Origin of the sequence: Glutamicibacter sp. NPDC087661 (assembly GCF_044743275.1) — a bacterium.
Lineage (GTDB): Bacteria > Actinomycetota > Actinomycetes > Actinomycetales > Micrococcaceae > Glutamicibacter.
On the sequence record NZ_JBIUWE010000006.1, the window covers coordinates 88,123 to 110,534 of the forward strand.

Annotated in this window: 22 protein-coding genes; 8 read left to right on the forward strand and 14 right to left on the reverse strand. The window is 63.7% G+C overall.

The genetic code is table 11. The features are described 5' to 3' along the window. Positions 1 to 39: 39 nt before the first annotated feature. The 7 genes from ACIOTN_RS15600 to ACIOTN_RS15630 all read right to left on the reverse strand — a co-directional run bounded on the left by ACIOTN_RS15600 (position 40) and on the right by ACIOTN_RS15630 (position 8,504). Positions 40 to 450, reverse strand: coding sequence for a cytidine deaminase (locus tag ACIOTN_RS15600; RefSeq protein WP_105657432.1), 411 nt, complete (start codon positions 448 to 450; stop codon positions 40 to 42). A gap of 9 nt (positions 451 to 459) precedes the next feature. After that, positions 460 to 1,731, reverse strand: coding sequence for an ABC transporter permease (locus tag ACIOTN_RS15605; RefSeq protein ID WP_105657431.1), 1,272 nt, complete (start codon positions 1,729 to 1,731; stop codon positions 460 to 462). Continuing rightward, complete coding sequence (locus ACIOTN_RS15610) at positions 1,728 to 2,933, reverse strand: ABC transporter permease (RefSeq protein ID WP_332489200.1); 1,206 nt, start codon at positions 2,931 to 2,933, stop codon at positions 1,728 to 1,730. The genes ACIOTN_RS15605 and ACIOTN_RS15610 overlap by 4 nt, the downstream gene beginning before the upstream one ends. Continuing rightward, positions 2,930 to 4,528 (reverse strand): ABC transporter ATP-binding protein, encoded by a 1,599-nt coding sequence (locus tag ACIOTN_RS15615; protein WP_105657429.1) that lies wholly within the window; start codon positions 4,526 to 4,528, stop codon positions 2,930 to 2,932. The genes ACIOTN_RS15610 and ACIOTN_RS15615 overlap by 4 nt, the downstream gene beginning before the upstream one ends. Before the next feature lie 141 nt (positions 4,529 to 4,669). Continuing rightward, positions 4,670 to 5,758, reverse strand: a complete 1,089-nt coding sequence (locus tag ACIOTN_RS15620; protein ID WP_105657428.1) for a BMP family protein — start codon at positions 5,756 to 5,758, stop codon at positions 4,670 to 4,672. Between the two features lie 287 nt (positions 5,759 to 6,045). Further along, the gene (locus tag ACIOTN_RS15625) at positions 6,046 to 7,242 is read right to left on the reverse strand and encodes an amidohydrolase (protein ID WP_105657427.1); all 1,197 of its coding nucleotides are present in this window, start codon (positions 7,240 to 7,242) and stop codon (positions 6,046 to 6,048) included. A 146-nt stretch (positions 7,243 to 7,388) separates the two neighbouring features. After that, positions 7,389 to 8,504 (reverse strand): mannose-1-phosphate guanylyltransferase, encoded by a 1,116-nt coding sequence (locus ACIOTN_RS15630; protein ID WP_402735657.1) that lies wholly within the window; start codon positions 8,502 to 8,504, stop codon positions 7,389 to 7,391. Between the two features lie 246 nt (positions 8,505 to 8,750). On the opposite strand from ACIOTN_RS15630, the gene sdhC reads away from it, so the two are divergent. From sdhC to ACIOTN_RS15655, 5 genes are all read left to right on the forward strand, one after another. Beyond that, positions 8,751 to 9,164, forward strand: coding sequence for a succinate dehydrogenase, cytochrome b556 subunit (gene sdhC, locus ACIOTN_RS15635; protein WP_388025151.1), 414 nt, complete (start codon positions 8,751 to 8,753; stop codon positions 9,162 to 9,164). Between the two features lie 3 nt (positions 9,165 to 9,167). Then, entirely contained in the window at positions 9,168 to 9,611 is a 444-nt protein-coding gene (locus tag ACIOTN_RS15640; RefSeq protein WP_105657424.1) for a succinate dehydrogenase hydrophobic membrane anchor subunit, read from the forward strand. Between the two features lie 61 nt (positions 9,612 to 9,672). Further along, complete coding sequence (sdhA, locus tag ACIOTN_RS15645; RefSeq protein ID WP_105661694.1) at positions 9,673 to 11,460, forward strand: succinate dehydrogenase flavoprotein subunit; 1,788 nt, start codon at positions 9,673 to 9,675, stop codon at positions 11,458 to 11,460. Beyond that, positions 11,460 to 12,242 carry a succinate dehydrogenase iron-sulfur subunit gene (locus ACIOTN_RS15650; RefSeq protein ID WP_105661693.1) on the forward strand — a complete coding sequence of 261 codons (783 nt, stop codon included), beginning with the start codon at positions 11,460 to 11,462 and terminating at the stop codon, positions 12,240 to 12,242. Before sdhA ends, ACIOTN_RS15650 begins: the two co-directional genes overlap by 1 nt. Before the next feature lie 130 nt (positions 12,243 to 12,372). Beyond that, positions 12,373 to 13,827, forward strand: coding sequence for a catalase (locus ACIOTN_RS15655; RefSeq protein ID WP_332489296.1), 1,455 nt, complete (start codon positions 12,373 to 12,375; stop codon positions 13,825 to 13,827). A gap of 57 nt (positions 13,828 to 13,884) precedes the next feature. Here ACIOTN_RS15655 and ACIOTN_RS15660 read toward each other — a convergent pair whose 3' ends face one another. From ACIOTN_RS15660 to ACIOTN_RS15680, 5 genes are all read right to left on the reverse strand, one after another. Next, on the reverse strand, positions 13,885 to 14,406 hold the full coding sequence (locus ACIOTN_RS15660) for a 2'-5' RNA ligase family protein (protein WP_133833095.1): 522 nt from the start codon (positions 14,404 to 14,406) through the stop codon (positions 13,885 to 13,887). A 6-nt stretch (positions 14,407 to 14,412) separates the two neighbouring features. After that, positions 14,413 to 15,429 (reverse strand): tryptophan--tRNA ligase, encoded by a 1,017-nt coding sequence (trpS, locus tag ACIOTN_RS15665; protein ID WP_402735658.1) that lies wholly within the window; start codon positions 15,427 to 15,429, stop codon positions 14,413 to 14,415. A gap of 8 nt (positions 15,430 to 15,437) precedes the next feature. Continuing rightward, a complete protein-coding gene (locus ACIOTN_RS15670; RefSeq protein ID WP_133833097.1) occupies positions 15,438 to 16,274 on the reverse strand; it encodes an exodeoxyribonuclease III in 837 nt (278 codons plus the stop codon). Positions 16,275 to 16,376: 102 nt separating this feature from the next. Beyond that, positions 16,377 to 16,874 carry a hypothetical protein gene (locus tag ACIOTN_RS15675; RefSeq protein WP_402735659.1) on the reverse strand — a complete coding sequence of 166 codons (498 nt, stop codon included), beginning with the start codon at positions 16,872 to 16,874 and terminating at the stop codon, positions 16,377 to 16,379. A gap of 69 nt (positions 16,875 to 16,943) precedes the next feature. Beyond that, entirely contained in the window at positions 16,944 to 17,720 is a 777-nt protein-coding gene (locus ACIOTN_RS15680; protein WP_166650664.1) for a GAP family protein, read from the reverse strand. A 109-nt stretch (positions 17,721 to 17,829) separates the two neighbouring features. On the opposite strand from ACIOTN_RS15680, the gene ACIOTN_RS15685 reads away from it, so the two are divergent. Together ACIOTN_RS15685 and ACIOTN_RS15690 are read left to right on the forward strand one after the other, a co-directional pair. After that, entirely contained in the window at positions 17,830 to 18,993 is a 1,164-nt protein-coding gene (locus ACIOTN_RS15685) for a sensor histidine kinase (protein WP_402735660.1), read from the forward strand. After that, positions 18,990 to 19,652 (forward strand): response regulator, encoded by a 663-nt coding sequence (locus ACIOTN_RS15690; protein ID WP_402735661.1) that lies wholly within the window; start codon positions 18,990 to 18,992, stop codon positions 19,650 to 19,652. The genes ACIOTN_RS15685 and ACIOTN_RS15690 overlap by 4 nt, the downstream gene beginning before the upstream one ends. Here the strand turns inward: ACIOTN_RS15690 and ACIOTN_RS15695 are convergent. Together ACIOTN_RS15695 and ACIOTN_RS15700 are read right to left on the reverse strand one after the other, a co-directional pair. Next, positions 19,600 to 19,956 (reverse strand): VOC family protein, encoded by a 357-nt coding sequence (locus ACIOTN_RS15695; protein ID WP_402735662.1) that lies wholly within the window; start codon positions 19,954 to 19,956, stop codon positions 19,600 to 19,602. The genes ACIOTN_RS15690 and ACIOTN_RS15695 overlap by 53 nt on opposite strands. Positions 19,957 to 19,988: 32 nt before the next feature. Continuing rightward, entirely contained in the window at positions 19,989 to 20,888 is a 900-nt protein-coding gene (locus ACIOTN_RS15700) for a LysR family transcriptional regulator (RefSeq protein ID WP_105657412.1), read from the reverse strand. 127 nt (positions 20,889 to 21,015) lie between these two features. On the opposite strand from ACIOTN_RS15700, the gene ACIOTN_RS15705 reads away from it, so the two are divergent. Then, positions 21,016 to 22,401 carry an MFS transporter gene (locus tag ACIOTN_RS15705; RefSeq protein ID WP_332731617.1) on the forward strand — a complete coding sequence of 462 codons (1,386 nt, stop codon included), beginning with the start codon at positions 21,016 to 21,018 and terminating at the stop codon, positions 22,399 to 22,401. Positions 22,402 to 22,412: the final 11 nt, after the last annotated feature.

A 22,412-nucleotide genomic window follows, 5' to 3' on the forward strand; every position in this document is an offset into this window, starting at 1 on the left:
GGCACCTTCCATTCTGCTGTTGGCCGGTGTGCTCCGGCGCTAGAAGTTGAGATTCTGCGGCCCGAACGCGTCAGGCAAGAGGTCGTCGATTCCCACGATGCCGCGGGCTGTCTTGATCAGCAGCTGCGCCCCGCGGTGCTCGAAAAGCAGCTGGCGGCACCGGCCGCACGGGGTAATCAGTTCGAGCTCGCCCTCGCGCAGCTGGCCGAAGCACAGGAAGTATTCCATGGTGCCCCCGCCGGTGGCGAAGAGCTGGCCCACCATGGCGCATTCAGCGCACAGGGTGACCCCGTAGGCGGCGTTCTCGATGTTGCACCCGGAAATCAGGCGGCCGTCGCTGGTCAGTGCCGCCGCACCCACCCGGAACTCGGAGTAGGGCGCGTAGGCCTGGGACAGCGCGGCCGCAGCCGCAGCTTCGAGCTGCGGCCACGGCGCGTTGTTGCTATTCATGGGAAATCGCTATTCCTTCACGTAGGGTTCGCCCGCAGCTGCCGGTCCGCGCGAACGCCCCACCAATCCGGCCACCGCGAAGATGGTCACCAGGTAAGGCATCATGGCCATGAACTGGCTCGGTACCGGGGTGCCGATGATCGTCAGGATCACCTGCAAGTTATCGGCGAAGCCGAAGAGCAGGGCGGCCAGGAAAGCGCCGATCGGGTTCCACCGGCCGAAGATGACTGCGGCCAGCGCGATGAAGCCGCGGCCGCCGGAGATTTCCTTGGTGAAGGAGTCGATGGCCACCAGGGTGAAGAAGGAACCGCCGATGCCGGCCACGATGCCGCCGAGGGTGACATTCCAGAAGCGGATCGCGTTGACCTTGATGCCCAGGGTATCGGCTGCCTTCGGATGCTCGCCCACGGCGCGCACGCGCAGGCCCCACTTGGTCTTGAACAGGCCGAACCAGACCAGGAAGACGGCCAGGTACATCAGGTAGCCGATCACCGACTGCTTGAACAGGATCGGGCCGATGACCGGGATCGAGGAGAGCAGCGGGATTTCAATGACCGGCAGGTGCGCTGGCGAGTTGAAGCGCTCCGGGTCCTCCTGCATCACGGTGGTGAACAGGAAGCCGGTGATGCCCGAAACCAGCACGTTCAGGACCACGCCGACGATGATCTGGTTGACCACGTACTTGATGGAGAAGACCGCCAGGACCAGCGAGACCATGGCGCCGGCCAGGCCGGCGGCAACCAGGCCCGCGAAGGCGCTCTGGGTCAGCGAGGCGACCAGTGCCGCGGTGAAAGCACCGCCCAGCAGCTGGCCCTCGATGGCGATGTTGACCACGCCGGCACGCTCGCACAGCACGCCCGAAAGCGAACCGAAGACCAGCGGCACGGCCAGCACCACGCCACCGGCCAGCAGGCTGGCCAGCGAAATGCTGTTGATGTTGGCGCCGGAAACCACCCAGATCAGGAAGCCCAGCACGAACAGGACCGCCGCGATGGCGACCATCCAGGTGGCCAGGATCCTGCCCTGCTTGCGCTGCATCCACGCGTAGGCGGCAATGGCCAGCAGCAGCACGCCGAACACGATGTTGGTGATGCGGCCCGGGAAGACCAGTTCGGGCAGCTCGAAGGCGTCGCCGGCGCTGTTCAGCGTAAAGTGGGCGGCTTGGTCGTTGCCCAGCAGGCCGAAGCTGAAGAAGACGATCACTGCGATCACCGAGAGGATGATCGGGGTCTTCTTGCTCGGCAGGACGTTGATTGCCGGCTGCAAGGTGGAAGAGGTCACTTGGCACCTGCCTTAGTAGGTTCGAGCTTGGAGCTGCGCTTCTTCTTGCGGTTCATGCCGAAGATGGCCTTGACCAGCGGCGGGGCGGCGATGAACAGCACGATCAGCGACTGCACCACCGAAACGATGTCGATCGGGGTGCCGGTGGTGATCTGCATGTTCACCGCACCGGCCTGGAACGCGCCGAAGAGCAGGCCGGCGAAGAAGGTGCCCCACGGGGTGGAGCGGCCCAGCAACGCCACGGTGATCGCGTCGAAGCCCAGCGAGCCGGCGATGCCGCCGGTGAGCACCTTTTCGGTGCCTGCCACCTGTGCCACGCCTGCGGCACCGGCCAAGGCGCCAGCCAGCGCCATCGCAATGATGGTGGTGCGGGCCACGTTGATGCCGGCGGTCTGCGCGGCTTCCGGGTTGTGGCCCACGGCGCGGAATTCGAAGCCCACGGTGGAGCGCTTGAACATCCAGGACACGGCCAGCACCAGCAGCACCGCCATCACGAAGCCCAGGTGCAAACGCGAACCGGGGATCGCCGGGAAGATGGCCGAGCTGTCCAGGATCGGCGAGATCGGGTTGGTCTCGCCGGGACGGCGGAAGGCCTGGGTGTTCATCAGGAAGTCGATCAGGTACACGGCCACGTAGTTGAACATGATCGTGAGGATCACTTCGTGGGCGCCGGTCTTGGCCTTGAGCAGGCCGACCAGGCCGCCCCAGATCGCGCCGCCGAGCAGGCCGAAGACGATCACCAGCAGCAGGTGCAGGCCGATGGGCAGGTGCCAGGCGAAGCCGATGTAGGCGGCCAGCACCGAGCCGATGATGATCTGGCCCTGGGCACCGATGTTGAACAGGCCGGCGCGGAATGCCACGGCCACGCCCAAGCCGGCGCAGATCAGCGGGGTGGAGACGGTCAGGGTCTCCAGGAACGGCTTGAACCCCTGCGAGGAGTTGTAGATCGAGCCGTTGAACAGCGCCACATAGCTTTCGGTGGCCGCACGCCAGAATTCGCCGAAGAAGGCCGAAGGCTGGGCGAAGAGGTAGCCGGCCGTTTCGCCCACCTTCTCATCGGTGACCGCAATCAGCAGGCCGCCGATGACCAGTGCGACGATGACGCCGAGGACCGAGACCAGGCCTGGTCCCTGGGTGATTTGGCGCAAGAGGTCATTGCCCGGCTTGCCGGAGCCGGGAACCACAGGTGCTTTCTCGCTCACTGCGCTTCTCCTTCCTGGTTGTCATGCTCGCTAGCTGGCTGGGCTTCAACCGGCTCGTTCTCCGCCTTCGCGAATTCGGCCTGGGCCAGGGCTTCTTCCTGCGAAACGCCGGCCATCATCAAGCCCAGCACCTCGCGGGAGGTGTCGCCCGGCACGATGCCGTTGATCCTGCCCTTGTAGAGCACGGCGATGCGGTCGGCCAATTCCATGACCTCGTCCAGCTCGGTGGAAACGATCATCACCGGGGTGCCCTTGTCTCGCTCGGCCACGATGCGGCGGTGCAGGAACTCGATGGATCCCACATCCACGCCGCGGGTCGGCTGCGAAGCGATGAACAGCTTCAAATCGCGGCTCAGCTCGCGGGCCATCACGACCTTCTGCTGGTTGCCGCCCGAGAGGCTGGAGGCAGGGTTCAGCGGATTATCGGTACGCACGTCGAAGCCCTGGATCTGCTGCGCGGCGTTCTTCTTGATCGCCTCCAGGTTCATCGAGATGCCCTTGCCGAAGGGCGGGCGGTCGTAGAGGTCCAGCACCAGGTTCTCCTCGATGGAGAACTGGGTGACCAGGCCGTGCACCGACCGGTCTTCGGGAACGAAGCCGAGGCCCGAGCGCAGGATCTGCTTGACCGACTTGCCAACCAGCTCTTGGCCGGCGAGCTTGACCGAGCCGCCCGTCACCGGCTGGGTGCCCAGGATCGCTTCGGTCAGTTCGGTCTGGCCGTTGCCCTGCACGCCGGCGATCGCCAGGATCTCGCCTGCATGGATATCCAAGGTGACCGAGTCCAGCGTGGTGGTGCCCGCCGGGTCGACGACCGTCAGGTCCTTGACCTGCAGTACCGCCTGCCCGGGAGTGGCTGCGGCCTTGTTCAGGTTCAGTTCCACGGCGCGGCCGACCATGAGGTTGGCCAGCTCGGTGGTGGAGGATTCCGGGGAGACCGAATCGATGACCTGGCCGCGGCGGATCACGGTGATCACATCGGACACGGCACGCACTTCGCGCAGCTTGTGCGAGATGAAGACGATGGAGGTGCCGTTGGCCTTGAGCTGGCGCATGATGTCCAGCAGCTCGTCGGTTTCCTGCGGGGTCAGCACCGCGGTCGGCTCATCGAGGATCAGGATCTTGGCCTCGCGCACCAGGGCCTTGATGATCTCGACACGCTGCTGCACGCCAACGGGCAGGTCTTCGACGACCGCGTCCGGGTCCACGTCGAAGCCGTAGCGGTCGGAGATCTCGCGGATCTTCTTGCGGGTGACCTGCAGGTCAAGCACGCCGCCAGCCTTGGTGGTTTCTGCGCCGAGGGCAATATTCTCTGCCACGGTGAAGACCGGGACCAGCATGAAGTGCTGGTGCACCATGCCGATGCCCGAGGCCATGGCGTCGCCCGGTCCGGAGAACTCGACGGGCTTCCCGTCCAGCAAAATTTGGCCCTCGGTCGGCTGGTACAGCCCGTAGAGCACGTTCATAAGCGTGGACTTTCCAGCACCGTTTTCGCCGAGCAGACAGTGAATCTGGGCGTCATCGACCGTCAGGTCGATATCTTTGTTGGCGTAGAAAGAACCGAAGGCTTTCGAGATTCCTCGTAGTTCGAGTTTCACGATTCCACCATCTTCATTGTTCGTTTGGCGAGGTTCTTGCTTGCAGGTTGTTTTGGCCCTTAGGCAGGCATAAAGCGCGTCACCTGCCCACCGCTGTATTGCGGCGAGCGGTGACGCGCTCCATGGCTGGTTTGCCTAGACCTACTTGGGGCTGGAGGCCGATTCGATCTCCAGCTCACCGGAGATGATCTGCTGCTTCAGGGCATCGATCTCCTTCTTGGTGTCTTCGCCGATTTCCTCATCGAAGTTGTGGAACGGTGCCAGTGCAACGCCCTCGTTCTCCAAGGTGCCCACGTACGGGGTCGAGTCGAACTTGCCCTCGGCATCGGTGCGGATGACATCTTCGACTGCGGTGTCCATGGTCTTCACGACCGAGGTCAGCATGACGTCCTTGTAGTCGGGAGCGGTCAGGAAGCCGTCGGAGTCGACCCACACGAGCTTGGCTTCCTTGCCGCCGTCGTTGGCCTCGACCACTGCAGCGCCAGCGCCCTTGCCCACTGGGCCGGCGACAGGCATGACAACGTCAGCGCCGGAAGCGATGAAGTTCTTGGTGATCTGCTTGCCCTTATCCTGCTTCTCGAAGTCGCCGGAGAAGGTGCCGTCCTGCTTCTTCTTGTCCCAGCCCAGCAGCTTGACGTCCTTGCCCTTGTCTTCGTTGAACTTGGCCACGCCGTCAGCGAAGCCGTCCATGAAGATGGTGACGGTAGGGATCTTGATGCCGCCAAAGGTGGCAACGGTGCCGGTCTTCGAAGCGGCAGCTGCTGCGTAGCCTGCCAGGTAGGCAGCCTGGGCCGTGTCGTAGATGATCGGCTTGACGTTTTCGATCGGCTTCTCGTACTGGAAGTCGACGATGGCGAAGTTCTTGTCCGGGTTGGCCGCGGCAGCCTCAGCGGTTGCGTCGCCCAGCAGGAAGCCGATGGTGACGGTCAGGTCGCAGCCTGCGTTGACCATGCCGTTGAGGTTGGTCGCGAAGTCGGCGTTCGACTTGGACTCGGCATCCTTGGTCTGGATGCCCAGGTCCTTCTCGGCGTTTTTCAAGCCGCGGAAGGAAGATTCGTTGAAGGACTGGTCGTCGAATCCACCGGAGTCGGACACAATGCAGCCAACGTAGTCCGGGAACTGGCCAGCCGAGCTGGTCTCTTCCGGTGCAGCGCCGCAGGCGCTCAAAGCTAATGCCGAGATGCCGAGCATGGCTGCAGCCATACCGGTCTTGCGCGATACGAAGCGCATCTGTTCCTCCAAAGAATCTTGCGAGATAATGCGGGAGGCAAGACACCTGACCCTCGTGCAAGGCTTCATTGCCTAGGCCTTACTCGAGCACACCAAAAGTCATAGCATTCCCATCGTTTCCATAGCCTATCGGAGATATGTCACAGGTAAAGACGATAAAGATTACAAACAGATAACTTACGGGCCGCAAAACGGCAAGCGCTTAACGCCAAAGCCCAAGTCACTGACCGAATTGTTAAAGCGTCAAAGAAATGTTAAAAACTTTCGGGTTTGATGTGGCCAACGCCCTATTTGGCGTTCGCCTCGCGCACAGCCTGCATGGCGGCGGCCGCCATGATGCGAACCCCCACGCCAATGCACGATTCGTCCGGGATATAGTCCCCGCGGTGCAGGTCATAGGTTTTGCCGCCCGGGGTGCGGGTTCCCAGCCGCAGCATCGCACCGGAAACCTTCTGCGTCATCCACGCGAAGTCCTCCCCGCCCATGGACTGCGGAGTCAGCTCGATGGCCTCGGCCCCGAACTCGCGGCGCGCGGCGTCCTCGATCAATGCGGTCTCCGCCGGAGCGTTGACCACAGGAGGCACTCCACGGGTGTGCTGCAGCTTGATTTCCACTCCGTAGGGAGCGGCGATCTGGCGCACGGCCTGGTCCAGCAGCTCACCGGCCTCGTACCAGACATCGCCGTCCAGGCAGCGCATGGTGCCGGCCAGGTATCCGGTGGCGGGGATCGCGTTCGGCACGCTGCCGGCATGGATCTGGCCCCAGACCACCGAGACGGCCGAGCGCACGTCGACCTTGCGTCCGAGCACGGCCGGGACCTGGGTGGCGATCTGGCTCATCGCGAAAACGATGTCTTCGGTCAGGTGCGGGCGCGAGGTGTGCCCGCCCCGGCCGTTGACCTCGATGCGGATGGTGTCGCTGGCCGAGGTGATCGCACCGATGCGGGTGCCGATATGCCCGGCGTCGATCCGCGGGTCGCAATGCAGCGCGAGCACCCGCGGCACGCCATCGAGCAAGCCCTGCTCGATCACCGACAGCGCCCCGCCGGGAAGCTTCTCCTCGGCGGGCTGGAAGATCACCCGCACGCAGCCATCGAGCTTGCCGGCGGCATGGATCCTGCCCAGGGCCAAGGCCACGCCAATCATCACGGTGGTGTGGATGTCGTGGCCGCAGGCGTGCGCCACGCCCTGGGTCATCGAGGCGAAGTCCAGGTTGGTTTCCTCCACCACCGGCAGCGCGTCGATGTCGGCACGGAAGGCGATGCGGATGGGCCCTTCGCCAATGTCCACGAAGGCGCCGGTGTCGGCCATTTTCTGCGGAGCCAGCCCGGCAGCACGCAGGGTTTCGAGAATCCGCTCGGTGGTTTGGTGCTCAGCAAAGGACAGCTCCGGGTTGCGATGCAGTTCCCTGCGGAAGCCGATCAGCTGGTCGATCAGCGGCTCGGTGAAGTCGCTGACGGAAGCCGGATTGCCATTTTCATTCACGGTGGACACCTTTTGAAGATACTCGGCACGGTGCAGAAAATGACAGTTTTCCGTAATGTTCGGGCGCATTGCGCAACATCAGGCAAGGGAAACGGGGCGCGCCGACCTATTGCCGGCCAGCTCGCCCCGTTCGCAATCCTGCTGTGCTAGAGCACCTCGGTAGCACCGTCGGCTTTCAAGGCCTCCACGGTCTGCTTGACCTTCTGCGCATGCTCCTTGGTGGTCACCAGCAACGCGTCGGCGGTATCCACCACGACCACATCCTCGATCCCGACCAGGGCCACCACGCGCGGGCGGTCCGAATAGACCACGCCGGTAGCGCTGTCGGCATACACGCGCACCGACTCGCCGCCCAGGTTGATGATGCCCTCCTCGGCACTGGCCTTGTTCAAGCGGCCGATCGCGGCGAAGTCGCCCACGTCGTCCCAGTTGAAAACGCCCGGGATCACCGCGACGTCCCCAGCCGCGGCGGCCGGCTCGGCCACCGCGTAGTCAATGGCGATCTTCGGCAGATCGGCCCAGACTTCGCGCATCACGGTTTCGCGCTGATCGGTTTCCCAGGCATCGGCGATCTTCATCAGGCCCGCGTACAGCGCCGGCTCGTTGGCTTCCAGGTGCTTGAGCATCAGGCTCACCGGCGCGACGAACATGCCGGCATTCCACAGGAACCCGCCCGAGGCCAGGTACTTGCGGGCGGTGTCCTCATCGGGCTTCTCCACGAACTGCACCACGCCGCGCGCCGACGGCGCATTGGGAACCTGGAGCGGTTCGCCGGTCTGGATGTAGCCGAAACCGGTGGAAGGGTGCGTCGGGTGGATGCCGATGGTCACGATCTTGCCGGTCGCAGCGGTGTGGATCGCTTCGCTCAGCGCGGCCTGGAACACCTCAACCGGCGCGATGACCTGGTCCGCGGCGAAGGAGCCCATGATGATGTTCGGGTCGCGGCGGTACAGGATCGCGGCGGCCAGGCCGATGGCGGCGGCCGAGTCGCGCGGCTCCGGCTCGAGCACCAGGTCCTCGTCGCACAGCTCGGGCAGCTGGGACACTACGGCTCCGCGGTGCGCACGCCCGGTGACCACCATGATCCGTTCGCCGGCCAGCGGGACCAGGCGGTCATAGGTGGCGCGGATCAGCGTGGATCCGGATCCGGTCAGATCGTGCAAAAACTTCGGAGCGGAAGCCCTGGAGAGGGGCCACAATCGGGTGCCGACGCCGCCGGCGGGGATCACGCCGTGGAATCGGGCTAATAGGTCTGCATTCACGCCTTCCAGACTAATTCATTCGGTGGATAATCCTGTCCATTGAAACCTGTGCAACAGATTAAATACGAAAACATCGCATGAGGTATTACGGGCGGGATTTCGGCCTTTTAGCGCATAATTACCCCTTTTCGGTGAACATGCTCACAGGAACGAGACACGAAATAGATTGGAGCTAGCCAAGTGGTTTAGACTCGCACAAGGAACGCTCGCACAAGTGCGTCAAATCTCATTGTGTGCAATATACACATGCGCCGTTGCGAGCCTTGGAGGTTTAGTTCAGTGTCGAAGACTTCGTCAGGCACCCTATACCGCGGCCATGAAGGCATGTGGTCCTGGGTGGGACACCGAGTCACCGGTGTCGTTATTTTTCTTTATCTGCTGGTGCACGTGCTCGATACGGCCATGGTCCGTGTCGATGCCGGCGCCTACGACGCAATCATTAGCACCTACCAGACCCCGTGGATGGCACTTGGTGAAACCGGTCTGGTTGCAGCAATCCTCTTCCACGCATTCAACGGTCTGCGCTTGATCCTGGTCGACTTCTGGAAGCAGGGTACCAAGTACCAGCGCCAGTTGCTCTGGGGCGTATTGATCCTCTGGGTCATCGTCTTTGCGGGCTTCGCCATCCGTCACCTGTCGATCGCATTTGGGAGCCACTAAGCCATGAGCGTTTCTATTCCTGCTCCTCGCAGCCAGCGCATTGATCCAAAGTACAAGCGCGGACCAAAGTCCCGCGGAAGCTTCGAAATGCTGGCATGGCTGTTCATGCGCCTCTCCGGCGTCGTGCTGATCGTCCTGATCTTCGGACACCTGATCTCCAACCTGATGGTCGGCGAAGGCATCTCCGGCATCAGCTTCGGCTTCGTGGCCGGCAAGTGGGCCTCGCCGCTGTGGCAGTTCTGGGATCTGGCCATGCTGTGGCTGGCCATGCTGCACGGCACCAACGGCGTGCGCACCATCATCAACGACTACGCAGAGAAGCACGCTACCCGTGCATGGCTCAAGGGCATCCTGTACGTCGCCACGATCTTCATCATCGTGCTTGGTTCCCTGGTGATCTTCACCTTCGATCCATGCGTAGCCGGCAGCACCCTGCCGCAGTGCTAATTGGAACTCCCCTAGTTCCAGCCAATAGCCACACAGATTTTTAGAAAAGAGAGCATCAAGAATGCAGGTACATAAGTACGACGTTGTTATCGTCGGTGCCGGTGGTGCAGGCATGCGTGCAGCGATCGAATCCGGTCAGCGCGCACGCACCGCAGTGCTAACCAAGCTTTACCCAACCCGCTCGCACACCGGTGCGGCCCAGGGCGGCATGTGCGCAGCACTTGCCAACGTCGAGGAAGACAACTGGGAGTGGCACACGTTCGACACCATCAAGGGTGGCGACTACCTGGTTGACCAGGACGCAGCCGAGGTCATGGCCAAGGAAGCCATCGACGCCGTGCTGGACCTGGAGAAGATGGGCCTCCCATTCAACCGAACCCCAGAGGGCAAGATCGACCAGCGCCGCTTCGGCGGCCACACCCGCGACCACGGCAAAGCCGCCGTGCGACGCGCATGCTACGCAGCTGACCGCACGGGCCACATGATCCTGCAGACCCTGTACCAAAACTGCGTCAAGCACAACGTCGAGTTCTACAACGAGTACTACGTGCTCGACCTGCTGATGGTCGAAGAAGATGCCTACCGCGAGGACGGCACCGCCTACAAGCAGAAGCGCGTTGCCGGCGTCGTCTCCTACGACCTGGCTACCGGCGAACTGCACGTCTTCCAGGCCAAGTCGGTCATCTTCGCTTCGGGCGGCGCCGGCAAGGTCTTCAAGACCACCTCCAACGCGCACACCCTGACCGGTGACGGCATGGGCATCGCCTTCCGCTCGGGCCTGCCGCTGGAGGACATGGAGTTCTTCCAGTTCCACCCAACGGGCCTTGCCGGACTGGGCATCCTGCTCACCGAGGGTGCACGTGGCGAAGGCGCGATCCTGCGCAACTCGGATGGCGAGCGCTTCATGGAACGCTATGCGCCGACCATCAAGGACCTCGCTCCACGTGACATCGTGGCCCGCGCGATGGCCAACGAAGTCCGCGAAGGCCGCGGTTGCGGCCCGAACAAGGACTACGTGCTGCTGGATCTGACCCACTTGGAACCAGAGCACATCGAATCCAAGCTGCCGGACATCACCGAGTTCGCCCGCACCTACCTGGGTGTCGAGCCATTCACCGATCCGGTGCCTGTCTACCCCACTGCGCACTACGCAATGGGTGGCGTTCCAACCAACATCAACACCGAAGTGCTGCAGGACAATGACACCGTCATTCCTGGCCTGTTCGCTGCCGGCGAGGTTGCTTGCGTATCGGTCCACGGCTCGAACCGCCTGGGCACCAACTCGCTGCTGGACATCAACGTGTTCGGCAAGCGCGCCGGCGTTGCCGCTGCCGAGTACTCCAAGACCGCCGACTTCGTCGAGTTGCCGGAGAACCCGGAAGCATTCGTCACCGCGCAGATCGACGGCGTGCTGACCGGCAACGGCACCGAGCGCGTCTCGGACCTGCGCTCGATCCTGCAGGAGACCATGGACGCCAACGTCCAGGTATTCCGCGACGAGCGTTCGCTGAAGGAAGCGCGCGACGTGATCGAGGATCTGCGCCTGCGCTACAAGAACATCAGCATCCAGGACAAGGGCAAGCGCTTCAACCTGGATCTGCTCGAAGCCATCGAGCTGGGCTTCCTGCTCGACTTGGCCGAGGTCATCACCGTTGCTGCATTGCACCGCAAGGAATCCCGCGGCGGCCACTACCGCGAGGACTTCCCAGACCGCGACGATGAGAACTTCATGAAGCACTCGATGTCCTACCGTGACGCAGAAGCCGTCACCGAGGACATCAAGGGCATCCGCATGGAGACCAAGCCAGTGGTCTTTACCCGTTACCAGCCAATGGAGCGTAAGTACTAATGAGCACCGAACTGCCAGAACCACCGTCAAAGATCGACCTGAAGCCAGGCGTTGGCGGCGGCGGAGAGATCCCGAGCTTCGACATCACCCTGCGCGTTCGCCGCTACCTGCCAGAGGCTACTGCGGACGCATACTGGGAAGATTTCAAGCTGACCATGTACGGCACCGACCGCGTGCTGGACGCCCTGCACAAGGTCAAGTGGGAGCAGGACGGCTCGCTGTCGTTCCGCCGCTCCTGCGCCCACGGCGTGTGCGGTTCCGATGCCATGCGCATCAACGGCCGCAACCGCCTGGCCTGCAAGACCCTGCTCAAGGACCTGGACACCTCCAAGCCGATCACCGTTGAAGCCATCAAGGGCCTGCCCCTTGAAAAGGACCTCATCGTCGACATGGAACCGTTCTTCCAGTCCTACCGCGAGATCATGCCATTCCTGATCTCCAAGGGCCACGAGCCAACCAAGGAACGCTACCAGTCCGCCGAGGATCGCGAGATCTTCGACGACACCACCAAGTGCATCCTGTGTGCTGCTTGCACCAGCTCCTGCCCGGTGTTCTGGACCGATGGCCAGTACTTCGGCCCGGCCGCGATCGTCAACGCCCACCGCTTCATCTTCGACTCGCGCGATGATGCAGGCGACATGCGCCTGGAGATCCTGAACGACAAGGAAGGCGTGTGGCGCTGCCGCACCACCTTCAACTGCACCGAAGCATGCCCACGCGGCATCCAGGTGACCAAGGCTATCGCCGAGGTCAAGCAGGCAATTCTGGCGCGCACCGTCTAAGGACGCGCTGAGGGCCCGAACCGTTCAACGGTTCGGGCCCTTTTTGCATCCCTTCAACGCCCCCGCCTCGCGTGGCATGATGGGCAGTACTCGCCCTTTTCCCAATGCACCACATAGCTGAGGAGCAAACATGGCCAGTGAAGAAACCACCTCGACAACCCAAGCAGGAATCCCGGCAGCCAGCGACCGCAACTCGCTGACGGTGGGCGCCAACGGCCCCATCGTGCTGCACGATCATCATCTGGTCGAGACCCTGCAACATTTCAACCGGATGAACGTTCCCGAGCGCCGCCCGCATGCCAAGGGTTCCGGAGCCTTCGGCGAATTCGAAACCACCGAGGACGTATCCCGGTACACCAAGGCGGCCCTGTTCCAGCCTGGCGTGAAAACCGAAACGCTGATGCGTTTCTCCACCGTTGCCGGCGAGCTCGGCTCTCCCGACACCTGGCGCGATGTGCGCGGCTTCTCGATGAAGTTCTACACTTCCGAAGGCAATTTCGATCTGGTCGGGAACAACACGCCGGTGTTCTTCGTGCGCGATCCGATGAAGTTCCCGCACTTCATCCGCTCCCAGAAGCGGCTGCCCGATTCGGGGCTGCGCGATGGAACCATGCAGTGGGACTTCTGGACGCAGAATCCGGAATCCGCCCACCAGGTCACCTACATCATGGGCCAGCGCGGCCTGCCCAAGACCTGGCGCGAAATGAACGGCTACGGCTCGCACACCTACATGTGGGTCAATGCTGCCGGAGAGAAATTCTGGGTCAAGTACCATTTCCTGAACAAGCAGTCCGAGAAGTTCGAGACCATGCGCGGGGCGCAGGCCGAGGCACTGGCCGGATCCGACGCCGACTTCCACCGTCGCGACCTGTTCGATGCCATCAAGGCCGGAAATTTTCCCCAGTGGGACCTGTACGTGCAGATCATGCCCTACGAGGAAGCCAAGACCTACCGGTTCAACCCCTTCGACCTGACCAAGGTCTGGTCCAAGAAGGACTATCCGCGCATCAAGGTCGGCACCATGACGCTGAACCGGAACCCGGAGAACTTCTTCGCGCAAATCGAGCAGGCCGCATTCTCCCCCGGGAACATGGTCCCGGGCATGGGGATGAGTCCTGACAAGATGCTGCTGGGACGCAATTTCGCGTACGCGGATGCGCAGCGCTACCGCATCGGCACCAACTTCCAGCAGCTGCCGGTGAACAAGCCCAAGTGCCCGGTCCACTCGTACAACTTCGAGGGGAGCATGACCTACGATCACACCGGGGATCGCAGCGTCTATGCGCCGAACTCCTTCGGGGATTCATGGAGCGATGAAACCGGACCGGCGGAGAATTCCTTCGAGTCCGACGGCGAACTGGTCCGCGAGGCCTACACGCTGCGCAAGGACGATGGGGACTTCGTACAACCCGGCATCCTGGTCCGCGAGGTGATGGATGATGCCCAGCGCGCCGAACTGGTGGACACCGTCACCGGGGCGCTGGATGGCGTCATCGAGCCGGTGCTGTCCAACGCGATCCAATACTGGAAGAACATCGACGCCGATACCGGAGCGAAGATCGAGGCCAACGTCCGCCAGAAGTGACTCGCCAGCCGACACGGAAAACGCCAGCCGCGAGGCTGGCGTTTTCTGCAGGGTGAACTAGGCAAGCGAGGAACCCAGCGGAATCTGCTCGCTGAAGTTCCAATCCCCGCCACGGGTATCGAACAAATGGATACGATCCGCTGCGAAGGACAGGTGCGCCTCGCCCAATGCTGCCTGCGCGGCGTCCAATTGCCGTGCAGCCACGTTCTGCGCGATGGTCAGGTGCGGATGGTAGGCGAAAGCCGATTCGTGCCTCAGCGCGTCGCCCAGCAGCGCGCGGTGCAGCTTCCAGCATTCGTCCGCTCCGGTTTCCAGCGGCAGGAAGACTACTTCGCTGGCCGGCCGGAAGGTCCGGGCCGGACCCAGATGGATGGTGAAGGGCTCCGCCGTGGCGGCTACCCGGCGCACCTGGGCAGCCGCCTTCTCCCAGGAATTCAGGTACGACCCGGACACCAAGGTGATATGCGGGGCAATCGGCGCGGTGGCCTCTCCCCCGTATTCCTGGCGCCACGCGCGCAGAGTCTCGCGGTGCGGCTGCGGCACCGGGATCACCACGCCCAGGGTGTACTCGAAAACCATTGGCTCTTAGACTCCCAGCGGCGGCAGGAAGCCGACCTTCTGGTAGACGTCGGCAACGGTCTTCGACGCGACGACGCGCGCCTTGGCCGCACCGGCAAGCAGCAGGCGATCCAGCTCCGCCGGATCATCGAGCAGCTCCAGGGTACGGGTGCGGATGGGAGCCAGCTGCTCCACCACGGCTTCTGCCACAGCCACCTTCAGATGCCCGTACATCTTGCCTTCGAACTCGTTGACCAGTTCTGGCACATTCTTGCCGGTCACGGCAGCCAGGATATCGAGCAGGTTCGAAACGCCCGGCTTCTCGGCCTTGTCGTAGGCCACGACGGACCCGGCGTCGGTCACCGCGGACTTGATGCGCTTGGCGATCAGCTTCGGCTCATCCAGGACGTTGATCAAGCCGGCAGGGGATTCGGCGGACTTGGACATCTTCGAGGTCGGGTTCTGCAGGTCGTAGATGCGTGCGCCCTCCTTGGGGATGAACGCCTCCGGCACGGTGAAGGTCTGCCCGAAACGGTGGTTGAAGCGCTTGGCCAGATCGCGGGCCAGCTCCACATGCTGGCGCTGGTCATCGCCCACCGGGACCCCTTCGGGCTGGTAGAGCAGGATGTCCGCGGCCATCAGGACCGGGTAGGTGAACAGCCCGACGCTGGCGGCATCCGCGCCGCCCTTGGAGGACTTGTCCTTGAACTGGGTCATGCGGCTGGCTTCGCCGAAACCGGTGATGCAGTTCAGCACCCAGGCCAGCTGCGCATGCTCGGGGACCTGCGACTGGACGAACAGGGTGGACTTGTCCAGGTCGATGCCGCCGGCGATGAACTGCGCAGCGGTCTTTCGGGTACGCGCGCGCAGCTCCGCCGGATCCTGCGAGACGGTGATCGCGTGCATATCCGGGATGAAGAAGAATGCGTCGTGGTCATCCTGGGTCTTGACCCAATTGACCAGCGCGCCCAGGTAGTTGCCCAGGTGCAGCGAATCGCCCGATGGCTGCATTCCGGACAGGACGCGGGGACGGGTTGTTTCCATGGTTTTCCTTAGAACTGGTAGTCGACGACCAGCGGTGCATGGTCGGAGAAGCGCAAATCGTAGGCCGAGGCACGGTCTACGTGGGACTTGATGGCCTTGGCGGCTAGCGCCGGAGTGGCCATGTGGTAGTCGATGCGCCAACCTGCGTCGTTGTCGAAGGCCTGTCCGCGGAAGGACCACCAGGTGTACGGTCCCTGCACGTCGCCGGCCAGCTCGCGCGCCACATCCTTGTAGCCGATCTCACCGAAGAACCCGTCGAAGTAGGCGATCTCCTCGTCCATCACGCCGGCGCGCTTGTTGTGGTTCGGCTTCCAGTTCTTGATGTCCTTTTCGGTGTGCACGACGTTCAAATCGCCTACCACCAGGACGTGGTCCTTCTCGTTCTTCAATTCCACCAGGCGCACGTTCATGCGCTGCAGGAAACGGTACTTGTCTTCCTGCTTCTGGGTGCCCAGCTCGCCGGAATGGACGTAGGCCGAGACGACGGTGAAGCTCTCGCCGTTGATATCGAAGTCCGCCTCGACCCAGCGGCCGGATTCTGCGAAGTAGTCCTCGCCGATGTGCTCGCGCACGGCTACCGGCTCGGTGCGCGAGAGGACGGCAACGCCTGCGCGGCCCTTGTCCTTGGCCTCGGCATGCAGGATATGCCAACCCTCGCCAATCAGGTCGCGCAGGATCTTGTCCGGTGCGCGTACTTCCTGCAGGCACAGGATGTCCACGTCACGGGCGGCGATCCAGTCCGCCATATTGCGCTTGTAGGCCGCGCGAATGCCGTTGACGTTGACCGACGCGACGCGCAGCGCGCCGGCGTCCTTGTTGAGAATTTCCACACTGGTAGGTATCACTATTCCAGCTTACAAAATTATGCGATCGATTACGCGCTGATCTGGCCTGCGCCGGAACACGGGCAACGAAAAAGGGCAACGCTTGCGCGTTGCCCTGGACAATTAGTCGATGATTTCGCCATCCATCGGCTTGGCCGGCTTGATCATGTCCCGCGCATTCGTCGCGGTCATTTGGATCGTCTCCAGCGCCCGGTCGATCATGGCCTCGTGATCCTCGCCCCGGCTCTGGCGCTGTTCGGCGATCACGCGTGCCTGGACCTGGACGATCTTGAACGAGTGATCCAGCTTCATGTCGCGCTGGCTGGTGGCTTCGTCAACCACCACAGTGCCGGGCTGGGCGCGCGGGGTGGCCGCCGCGGTGGCTTCGCGCAGCGAGTTGTTGATCTTCTCGGCGCCCCGCTTGAGGCCGAACATCATGAATGCGGCCAGCAGCAGCCAACCGGCGGAGATGACGACTACAAACCAGCCGACGATCTGGTTGGAGTTGGCAGCGAATACCACTGCCACCAGAAGGACGATGACCATGACGGACATTGCCAAAGTTGATGCGTTCAGGGTGACTTTCCTGCCCTGCTTCGCGCTGCTGCCTAGAGGTTCCATGCCGTCAATTCTCGCATCATTACCCCGCTTCAAGCCAATTGGAACCGTGCCCTTTCGCCCACAGCGTGGCTAGCCGAACAGGCTGTGCAGGTCCTGCCCGGAAAGGCTCGCGCGAATCAGCAGGTATCCGCCGATGCCCACCACCCAGCCAAGGGTTTCCTGGGCGTATGCCGAGGCCTTGGCCCCCATTTTCTGCAACCAGGCCTCGATGCGCGGCCCGGCGAGCGCAAGCGCGCCAACCAGCACCAATGCCGGGACGATCATCACCAGGCAGTAGCCGATCAGCGCGAGCAGCTGCAGGCCGGTGCCCCAGCCGGCGCCCTGCATGACGCCAACGGCTGCGAGGTAGGGAAGCATCGTGGGAAGTTCCAGCAGGCCGGCGAACAGGGCCAGGGCAATCAACCCGGTGCGGGTATCCAGCGCAGTGCCCAAGCGGCTGCGCAGGCGCAGCGGCACCTGTTCGGTTGCATCCGCCGGTTCCGGCGCTGCCGGTGCCGCGCCGCTATGCGCGATGGCTTTCTTCCGTGCGCTGGCTTCCTTCTGCGCATCGGTGCGGTAGGTGAGCGCCCAGATGATCATCAGCGCCCCGGCGGCCATTCCTGCCAGCCGGAAGAACCGGTGCTCGAAGATGGCCGGGTCGATGAGCAGCAACCCGCTGCGCAGCAGCACGCCGATGACCCAGTAGAAGCCGGCGATCACCAGCAGATAGGCCAGGACCTTGGCAATGGCCGCGCGGCGTCCCCGCAGCAGCAGCCACAGCGGAATGACCAGGGTGCCGATGCTGGTCGAATCGATCAGCGCCAGGATGAGAAGGGATAGTTCGGGATTGCTTGTCATGATGTCCATGGGTTCCACTGTTCCGCGGCCTGCCGGATCGCGGTATCGGCCAGTGGGCTGCGCCTTCTCCTCCTTAAGGGGGATACCGGCGGGCAGCCAGTTCGGGGATGCTGGAAGCATGGACTTCATTCGGCGGATGGGCAGCGGCGACAAGGAACCCGAGGTCGTCGGCACCTATCTGGTGCTCACCGCCATCTTGCATCTTTCGGGACTGGCCAATCCCCCATGGTTCGCGATCCGCGGGTACGAATGGATCGTCTTGCTGCTCATCGGCTTGGCCGCTGTGCTGGTCCGTCGCCGTTTTCTCGTAGCCAGCTCCGTGGCCATGCTGCTCGCCGGGGCCGGCTTGCTGGCCGTGGGAAGCCTGGGCGGGTACTTCTTGATCTTCGAATGCGTCTTCGGGTTGTTCCTGCTCGGTTCGGTGCGCACGCGGACGGTGGCGCTGGCGCTGCTGTGCCTGGCGGCCATCTCGCTGGCCATCGCCGCCTGGCTGGTCACCGGGAATCCGCAGGAGGTGGTGCTGGCCCTGCTCATGGCCGGCTTCATCCTCTTCACCCCGATGCTCTGGGCGGAGAATGTGCGCACCGCCAAGGAGCTGGCCAAGGCCGAAGCCCAGCGGGCAGAGGCTGTGCAGTCGGCGGCCGATGCCCGCGAGGACCAGCTGGTCGCCGAGCACGACTTTTCCCGCGTCCAGGAGCGCACTGCGCTGGCCCGCGAGATGCATGACGTGCTCTCGGCCAGGTTCTCGTCAATCGCGCTGCTCTCCGGCGCCCTGCTTCCGGCCGCACCCCAGGAGGTGCGGGCTCCGTTGCAGAGCATCCGCGATGAGTCGGTGTCCGGCTTGGAAGACATGGCCGCGATGGTGCGGATGCTGCATGCCGGGGGCCCTGCGCTGCAGGCGCGGATCGAGGATCTGCCTGAGCTGGTGGCCGGATTCGGCAGCCCGGTGCGCTGGGAGTACCGGGTCGCGCATCCGCAGCGCTTCAGTCCTGCGGTGCATACCGCCGCGCACCGCACGGTCTGCGAGCTGCTGGTCAACCACGCCAAGCATGCGCCGGGCACTACCCTGGAACTGAGCGTGATCCAGGACCAGGGCCTGGCGATCACGGCGAGCAACGGCCTGCGGCCCAACGCCAGCCGCGGCCCGGGAGCGGGCACCGGGCTGGAGAATATCCGCACCCGGGTCGCCGCGCTCGATGGCCGGTTCGGGGTCCGCACCGGCCCGGATTTCGCAGTGCACGTCGAATTCCCGGGCCCAGCCGAAGCAATGGAGAAGCCGTGAAAGTCCTGATCGTCGATGACCATGCGACCGTGCGCATGGGGATCCGGCTGGTGCTGCAGGCCGCGGAAGACCTGGAAGTCGTGGGCGAAGCGGCCGACGGGCGATCGGCCATTTCCATGGCCCGTGCCCTGTCCCCCGACGTCATCCTGATGGACCTGCGCATGCCGGTGCTCGATGGCATCGAGGCCACCAAGGCCCTGCATGGCAGCTGCCGCGTCGTGGTGCTCACGACCTTCGATGACGACCAGTACCTTTTTGGCGCACTGCAGGCCGGGGCGCACGGGTTCCTGCTCAAGAGCGCCGAACCGCAGGCGATCATCATGGGCGTGCGGGCCGCGGCCCGCGGCGAATCCGTGCTGGATCCGCAGGTGACCTCGCGGATCCTGGCCCGGGCGCTGGCGCCGGAACCCGGCACCGCGAAGCTGCCCGATGGCTTGACAGGCAGGGAACGCGAGGTGCTCGACGGGTTGGCCGAAGGGCTGAGCAACCCGCAATTGGCGCAGCGGCTGGGCATCGGGCAGAGCACCGTGAAGACGCATGTCTCCCAGGTGCTGGCCAAGCTCGGGGTCTCGACCCGGCTGCAGGCGGCGAAGATCGCCTACGCGGCTACCAGCTCACCAGGCAGAACGGGTGGTCCTGCGGGTCCAGATAGACCCTGAAGGTCTTGGACCCTTCGCCGGTCGGGCGCGCACCGAGGTGCAGCACCTGTTCTTCGGCCAGGTCCAGGTCGGCGACTCTCACGTCGATATGCGCCTGCTGCGGGTGCACATGCCCGGGCCATTGCGGGGCCACGTACGGGCTGACCGCTTGGAAGGCGAGCGCAGGGTGATCCGGGGCATCGCCAATGGAAACCCAGTCGGGCTCGTTGTCGATGCGCACCATCCCGAGGAGCTGTTCATAGAATCCGGCCAGTGCATCGGGGTCCTCGCAGTCGATGACCATGGCCTGCCACGTGCCAATCATGTGGCCATTATGCGCGCACCAGGTGTTCGCGTCTACCAGGACTCAGCCATCGCGCAGGTGCAGTGGTCGATCAGCGCCTGGACGCGGGCCGGGATCTGGACCCCCTTGGGCGTGATCGCCACGACCGCGTTCGGGTAGTTGGGGGCCTTGAGCTCGCGGAAGGCCAGCGGGCGGCCCTCGATGGAGACCTCGGCATTGTTCGGGCGGCGCATGAGCAGCCCGTAGCCCAGGCCGCGGCCCACCATCGCGGAGACCAGGATCATCTGCGGGACCGAGGCGGCGATCCTGGGCTGCAGGCCCTGGGAGGCGAAGAGCTGCTGCTGGTGTTCGGTGCTCGGGTCGGACTCGTAGATGATCAGCGATTCGTCGACCAGGTCGGCCAATTCCAGCGGCCGGGCGAGGTTGGCCAGCCGGTGCTCGGGATGCAGCACGACCTGCATCTCGGTCTGGTAGATCCTCTGCTTGTCCATGTCCGCGGGCAGCTGCAGGTCGTAGACGAAAGCGACATCGATCTCGCCCTCTCGCAGGGCCGGCAGCAAGTCCTCGTGGGTGCCTACGCGCACATCGAGCTGCACCTCGGGGTGGTCGAACCCTTCCAGCGTGGCCGGAATCAGGTGCGGAGAGAGCGAAGCGAAGCAGCCGAAGCGCACCGGCCCGCGCAGCGCTCCTTCGGTTTGCGGGAATGTTGCACGCAATTCGCCGACATCGGAGAGGATCTTCCGGGCCATGGCGGCGAAGTGCTGACCCGAAGCGGTGAGCCGGATCCCGTGGGCCTTGCGGCGCAGGCACAAGGTCTCCCCGGCATGCTTCTCGATGGCGGTAATTGCCTGCGACAAGGCCGATTCCGAGATTCTCAATTCACTGGCCGCCGAACCGAGCGTGCTGTGTGCGGGAAGTTCAGCCATGATTTCCAGATGGCGCATCGAATACATAAGCCAACCTTCAGAAGTTTTGCAGATATTTGAAGTTTACCTTACTTGTGCTTGGTGCCACACTGGAGTGACCCAAAACTCAGGTGCCAGTGATTGACGCCTCGGTACCACTCGCAAGGGAAGCACTATGACACAACCCAAGGCCGCCAAGGCCAACCAGCGCCGCGTAGCTTTCGCGACGGTCATCGGAACCACCGTGGAGTGGTACGACTTCTTCATCTACGCCACCGCAGCGGGCCTGGTCTTCAGCCAGCTGTTCTTCGAACCAGCAGGCCAGGAGATCGCACTGCTGATCTCCTTCGCCTCGGTCGGCCTGTCCTTCCTCTTCCGCCCGCTGGGCGCATTCCTGGCCGGGCACTTCGGCGACAAGATCGGCCGCCGTGCGATGCTGGTCCTGACCCTGGCGCTGATGGGTGCAGCCACCACGCTGATCGGCGTGCTGCCGACCTACGAGACCGCAGGCATCTGGGCGCCGATCATGCTGCTGCTGCTGCGCATCCTGCAGGGCATCTCCGCTGGCGGCGAATGGGGCGGCGCAGTGCTGATGGCCGTCGAGCACGCCTCCGACGGCCACCGCGGCCGCGCAGGCTCCTACCCGCAGGTGGGCGTGCCACTGGGCATGCTGCTAGCTTCGGGCACCATGGCGCTGATGACCGGGGTGATCTCCCCCGGCGATGCGTTCCTCGAATGGGGCTGGCGCGTTCCGTTCCTGGTGTCGATTATCCTGATCGCCGTCGGCTACTTCGTGCGCCGCTCGGTGGACGAGTCCCCGGTCTTCGAGGAAATCAGCGAGAACAAGGCGCAGACCGCCGTGCCGATCCTGGTGCTGTTCAAGAAGCACTGGCCACTGGTGCTCATTGCCGCGCTGGTCTTCGCCGGCAACAACGCCGCAGGCTACATGACCACCGGCGGCTTCTTCCAGGCCTACACCACCAACCCTGATGGCCCGGTCGGGCTGGAGCGCACCGACGTGCTGGTCGCCGTGGCCTTCGGCGCCGCCGTATGGCTGGTCATGACCCTGGTCGCTGGCCTGCTGGCCGACAAGATCGGGCGCAAGCGCACCTACCAGATCGGCTTCATTATTCTGGCAGCTTCGCTCTTCCCGGTCTTCGCACTGGTCAACTCCGGCTCGCTGGGCCTGCTCTACCTGGCCTTCGGCCTGTTCTCCATCGGACTGGGGCTGACCTACGGCCCGCAGGCGGCGCTCTACTCGGAGCTGTTCCCGGCCTCGGTACGCTTCTCCGGCGTCTCGATCTCCTACGCGATCGGCGCGATCGTCGGCGGCGCGTTCGCACCGACCATCGCCCAGGCGCTGGTGCAGGCGACCGGCGGCACCACCGCGGTGGCCATCTACCTGCTGATCGTCGTTGCAATCTCGTTCACCGCGGTCTCGCTGATCCGCGACCGGGCAGGAATCGACCTGTCCTTCCGCAACCAGGCGGAGCAGGAAGTGGGCGCGCTGGTCTTCGACAAGCGCCGCGCTGAAGCAGTGAAGTCCACCCAGGACGCCTAATCTCCATGCAA

Bases quoted from the DNA above. Each gene is read 5' to 3' on its own strand.
- ACIOTN_RS15600 (WP_105657432.1), bottom strand. From the start codon at position 450: ATGAATAGCAACAACGCGCCGTGGCCGCAGCTCGAAGCTGCGGCTGCG.
- ACIOTN_RS15620 (WP_105657428.1), bottom strand. From the start codon at position 5,758: ATGCGCTTCGTATCGCGCAAGACCGGTATGGCTGCAGCCATGCTCGGC.
- sdhC (WP_388025151.1), top strand. From the start codon at position 8,751: ATGCGCCGTTGCGAGCCTTGGAGGTTTAGTTCAGTGTCGAAGACTTCG.
- ACIOTN_RS15640 (WP_105657424.1), top strand. From the start codon at position 9,168: ATGAGCGTTTCTATTCCTGCTCCTCGCAGCCAGCGCATTGATCCAAAG.
- sdhA (WP_105661694.1), top strand. From the start codon at position 9,673: ATGCAGGTACATAAGTACGACGTTGTTATCGTCGGTGCCGGTGGTGCA.
- ACIOTN_RS15650 (WP_105661693.1), top strand. From the start codon at position 11,460: ATGAGCACCGAACTGCCAGAACCACCGTCAAAGATCGACCTGAAGCCA.
- ACIOTN_RS15655 (WP_332489296.1), top strand. From the start codon at position 12,373: ATGGCCAGTGAAGAAACCACCTCGACAACCCAAGCAGGAATCCCGGCA.
- ACIOTN_RS15660 (WP_133833095.1), bottom strand. From the start codon at position 14,406: ATGGTTTTCGAGTACACCCTGGGCGTGGTGATCCCGGTGCCGCAGCCG.
- trpS (WP_402735658.1), bottom strand. From the start codon at position 15,429: ATGGAAACAACCCGTCCCCGCGTCCTGTCCGGAATGCAGCCATCGGGC.
- ACIOTN_RS15675 (WP_402735659.1), bottom strand. From the start codon at position 16,874: ATGGAACCTCTAGGCAGCAGCGCGAAGCAGGGCAGGAAAGTCACCCTG.
- ACIOTN_RS15680 (WP_166650664.1), bottom strand. From the start codon at position 17,720: ATGGACATCATGACAAGCAATCCCGAACTATCCCTTCTCATCCTGGCG.
- ACIOTN_RS15685 (WP_402735660.1), top strand. From the start codon at position 17,830: ATGGACTTCATTCGGCGGATGGGCAGCGGCGACAAGGAACCCGAGGTC.
- ACIOTN_RS15695 (WP_402735662.1), bottom strand. From the start codon at position 19,956: ATGATTGGCACGTGGCAGGCCATGGTCATCGACTGCGAGGACCCCGAT.
- ACIOTN_RS15700 (WP_105657412.1), bottom strand. From the start codon at position 20,888: ATGTATTCGATGCGCCATCTGGAAATCATGGCTGAACTTCCCGCACAC.
- ACIOTN_RS15705 (WP_332731617.1), top strand. From the start codon at position 21,016: ATGACACAACCCAAGGCCGCCAAGGCCAACCAGCGCCGCGTAGCTTTC.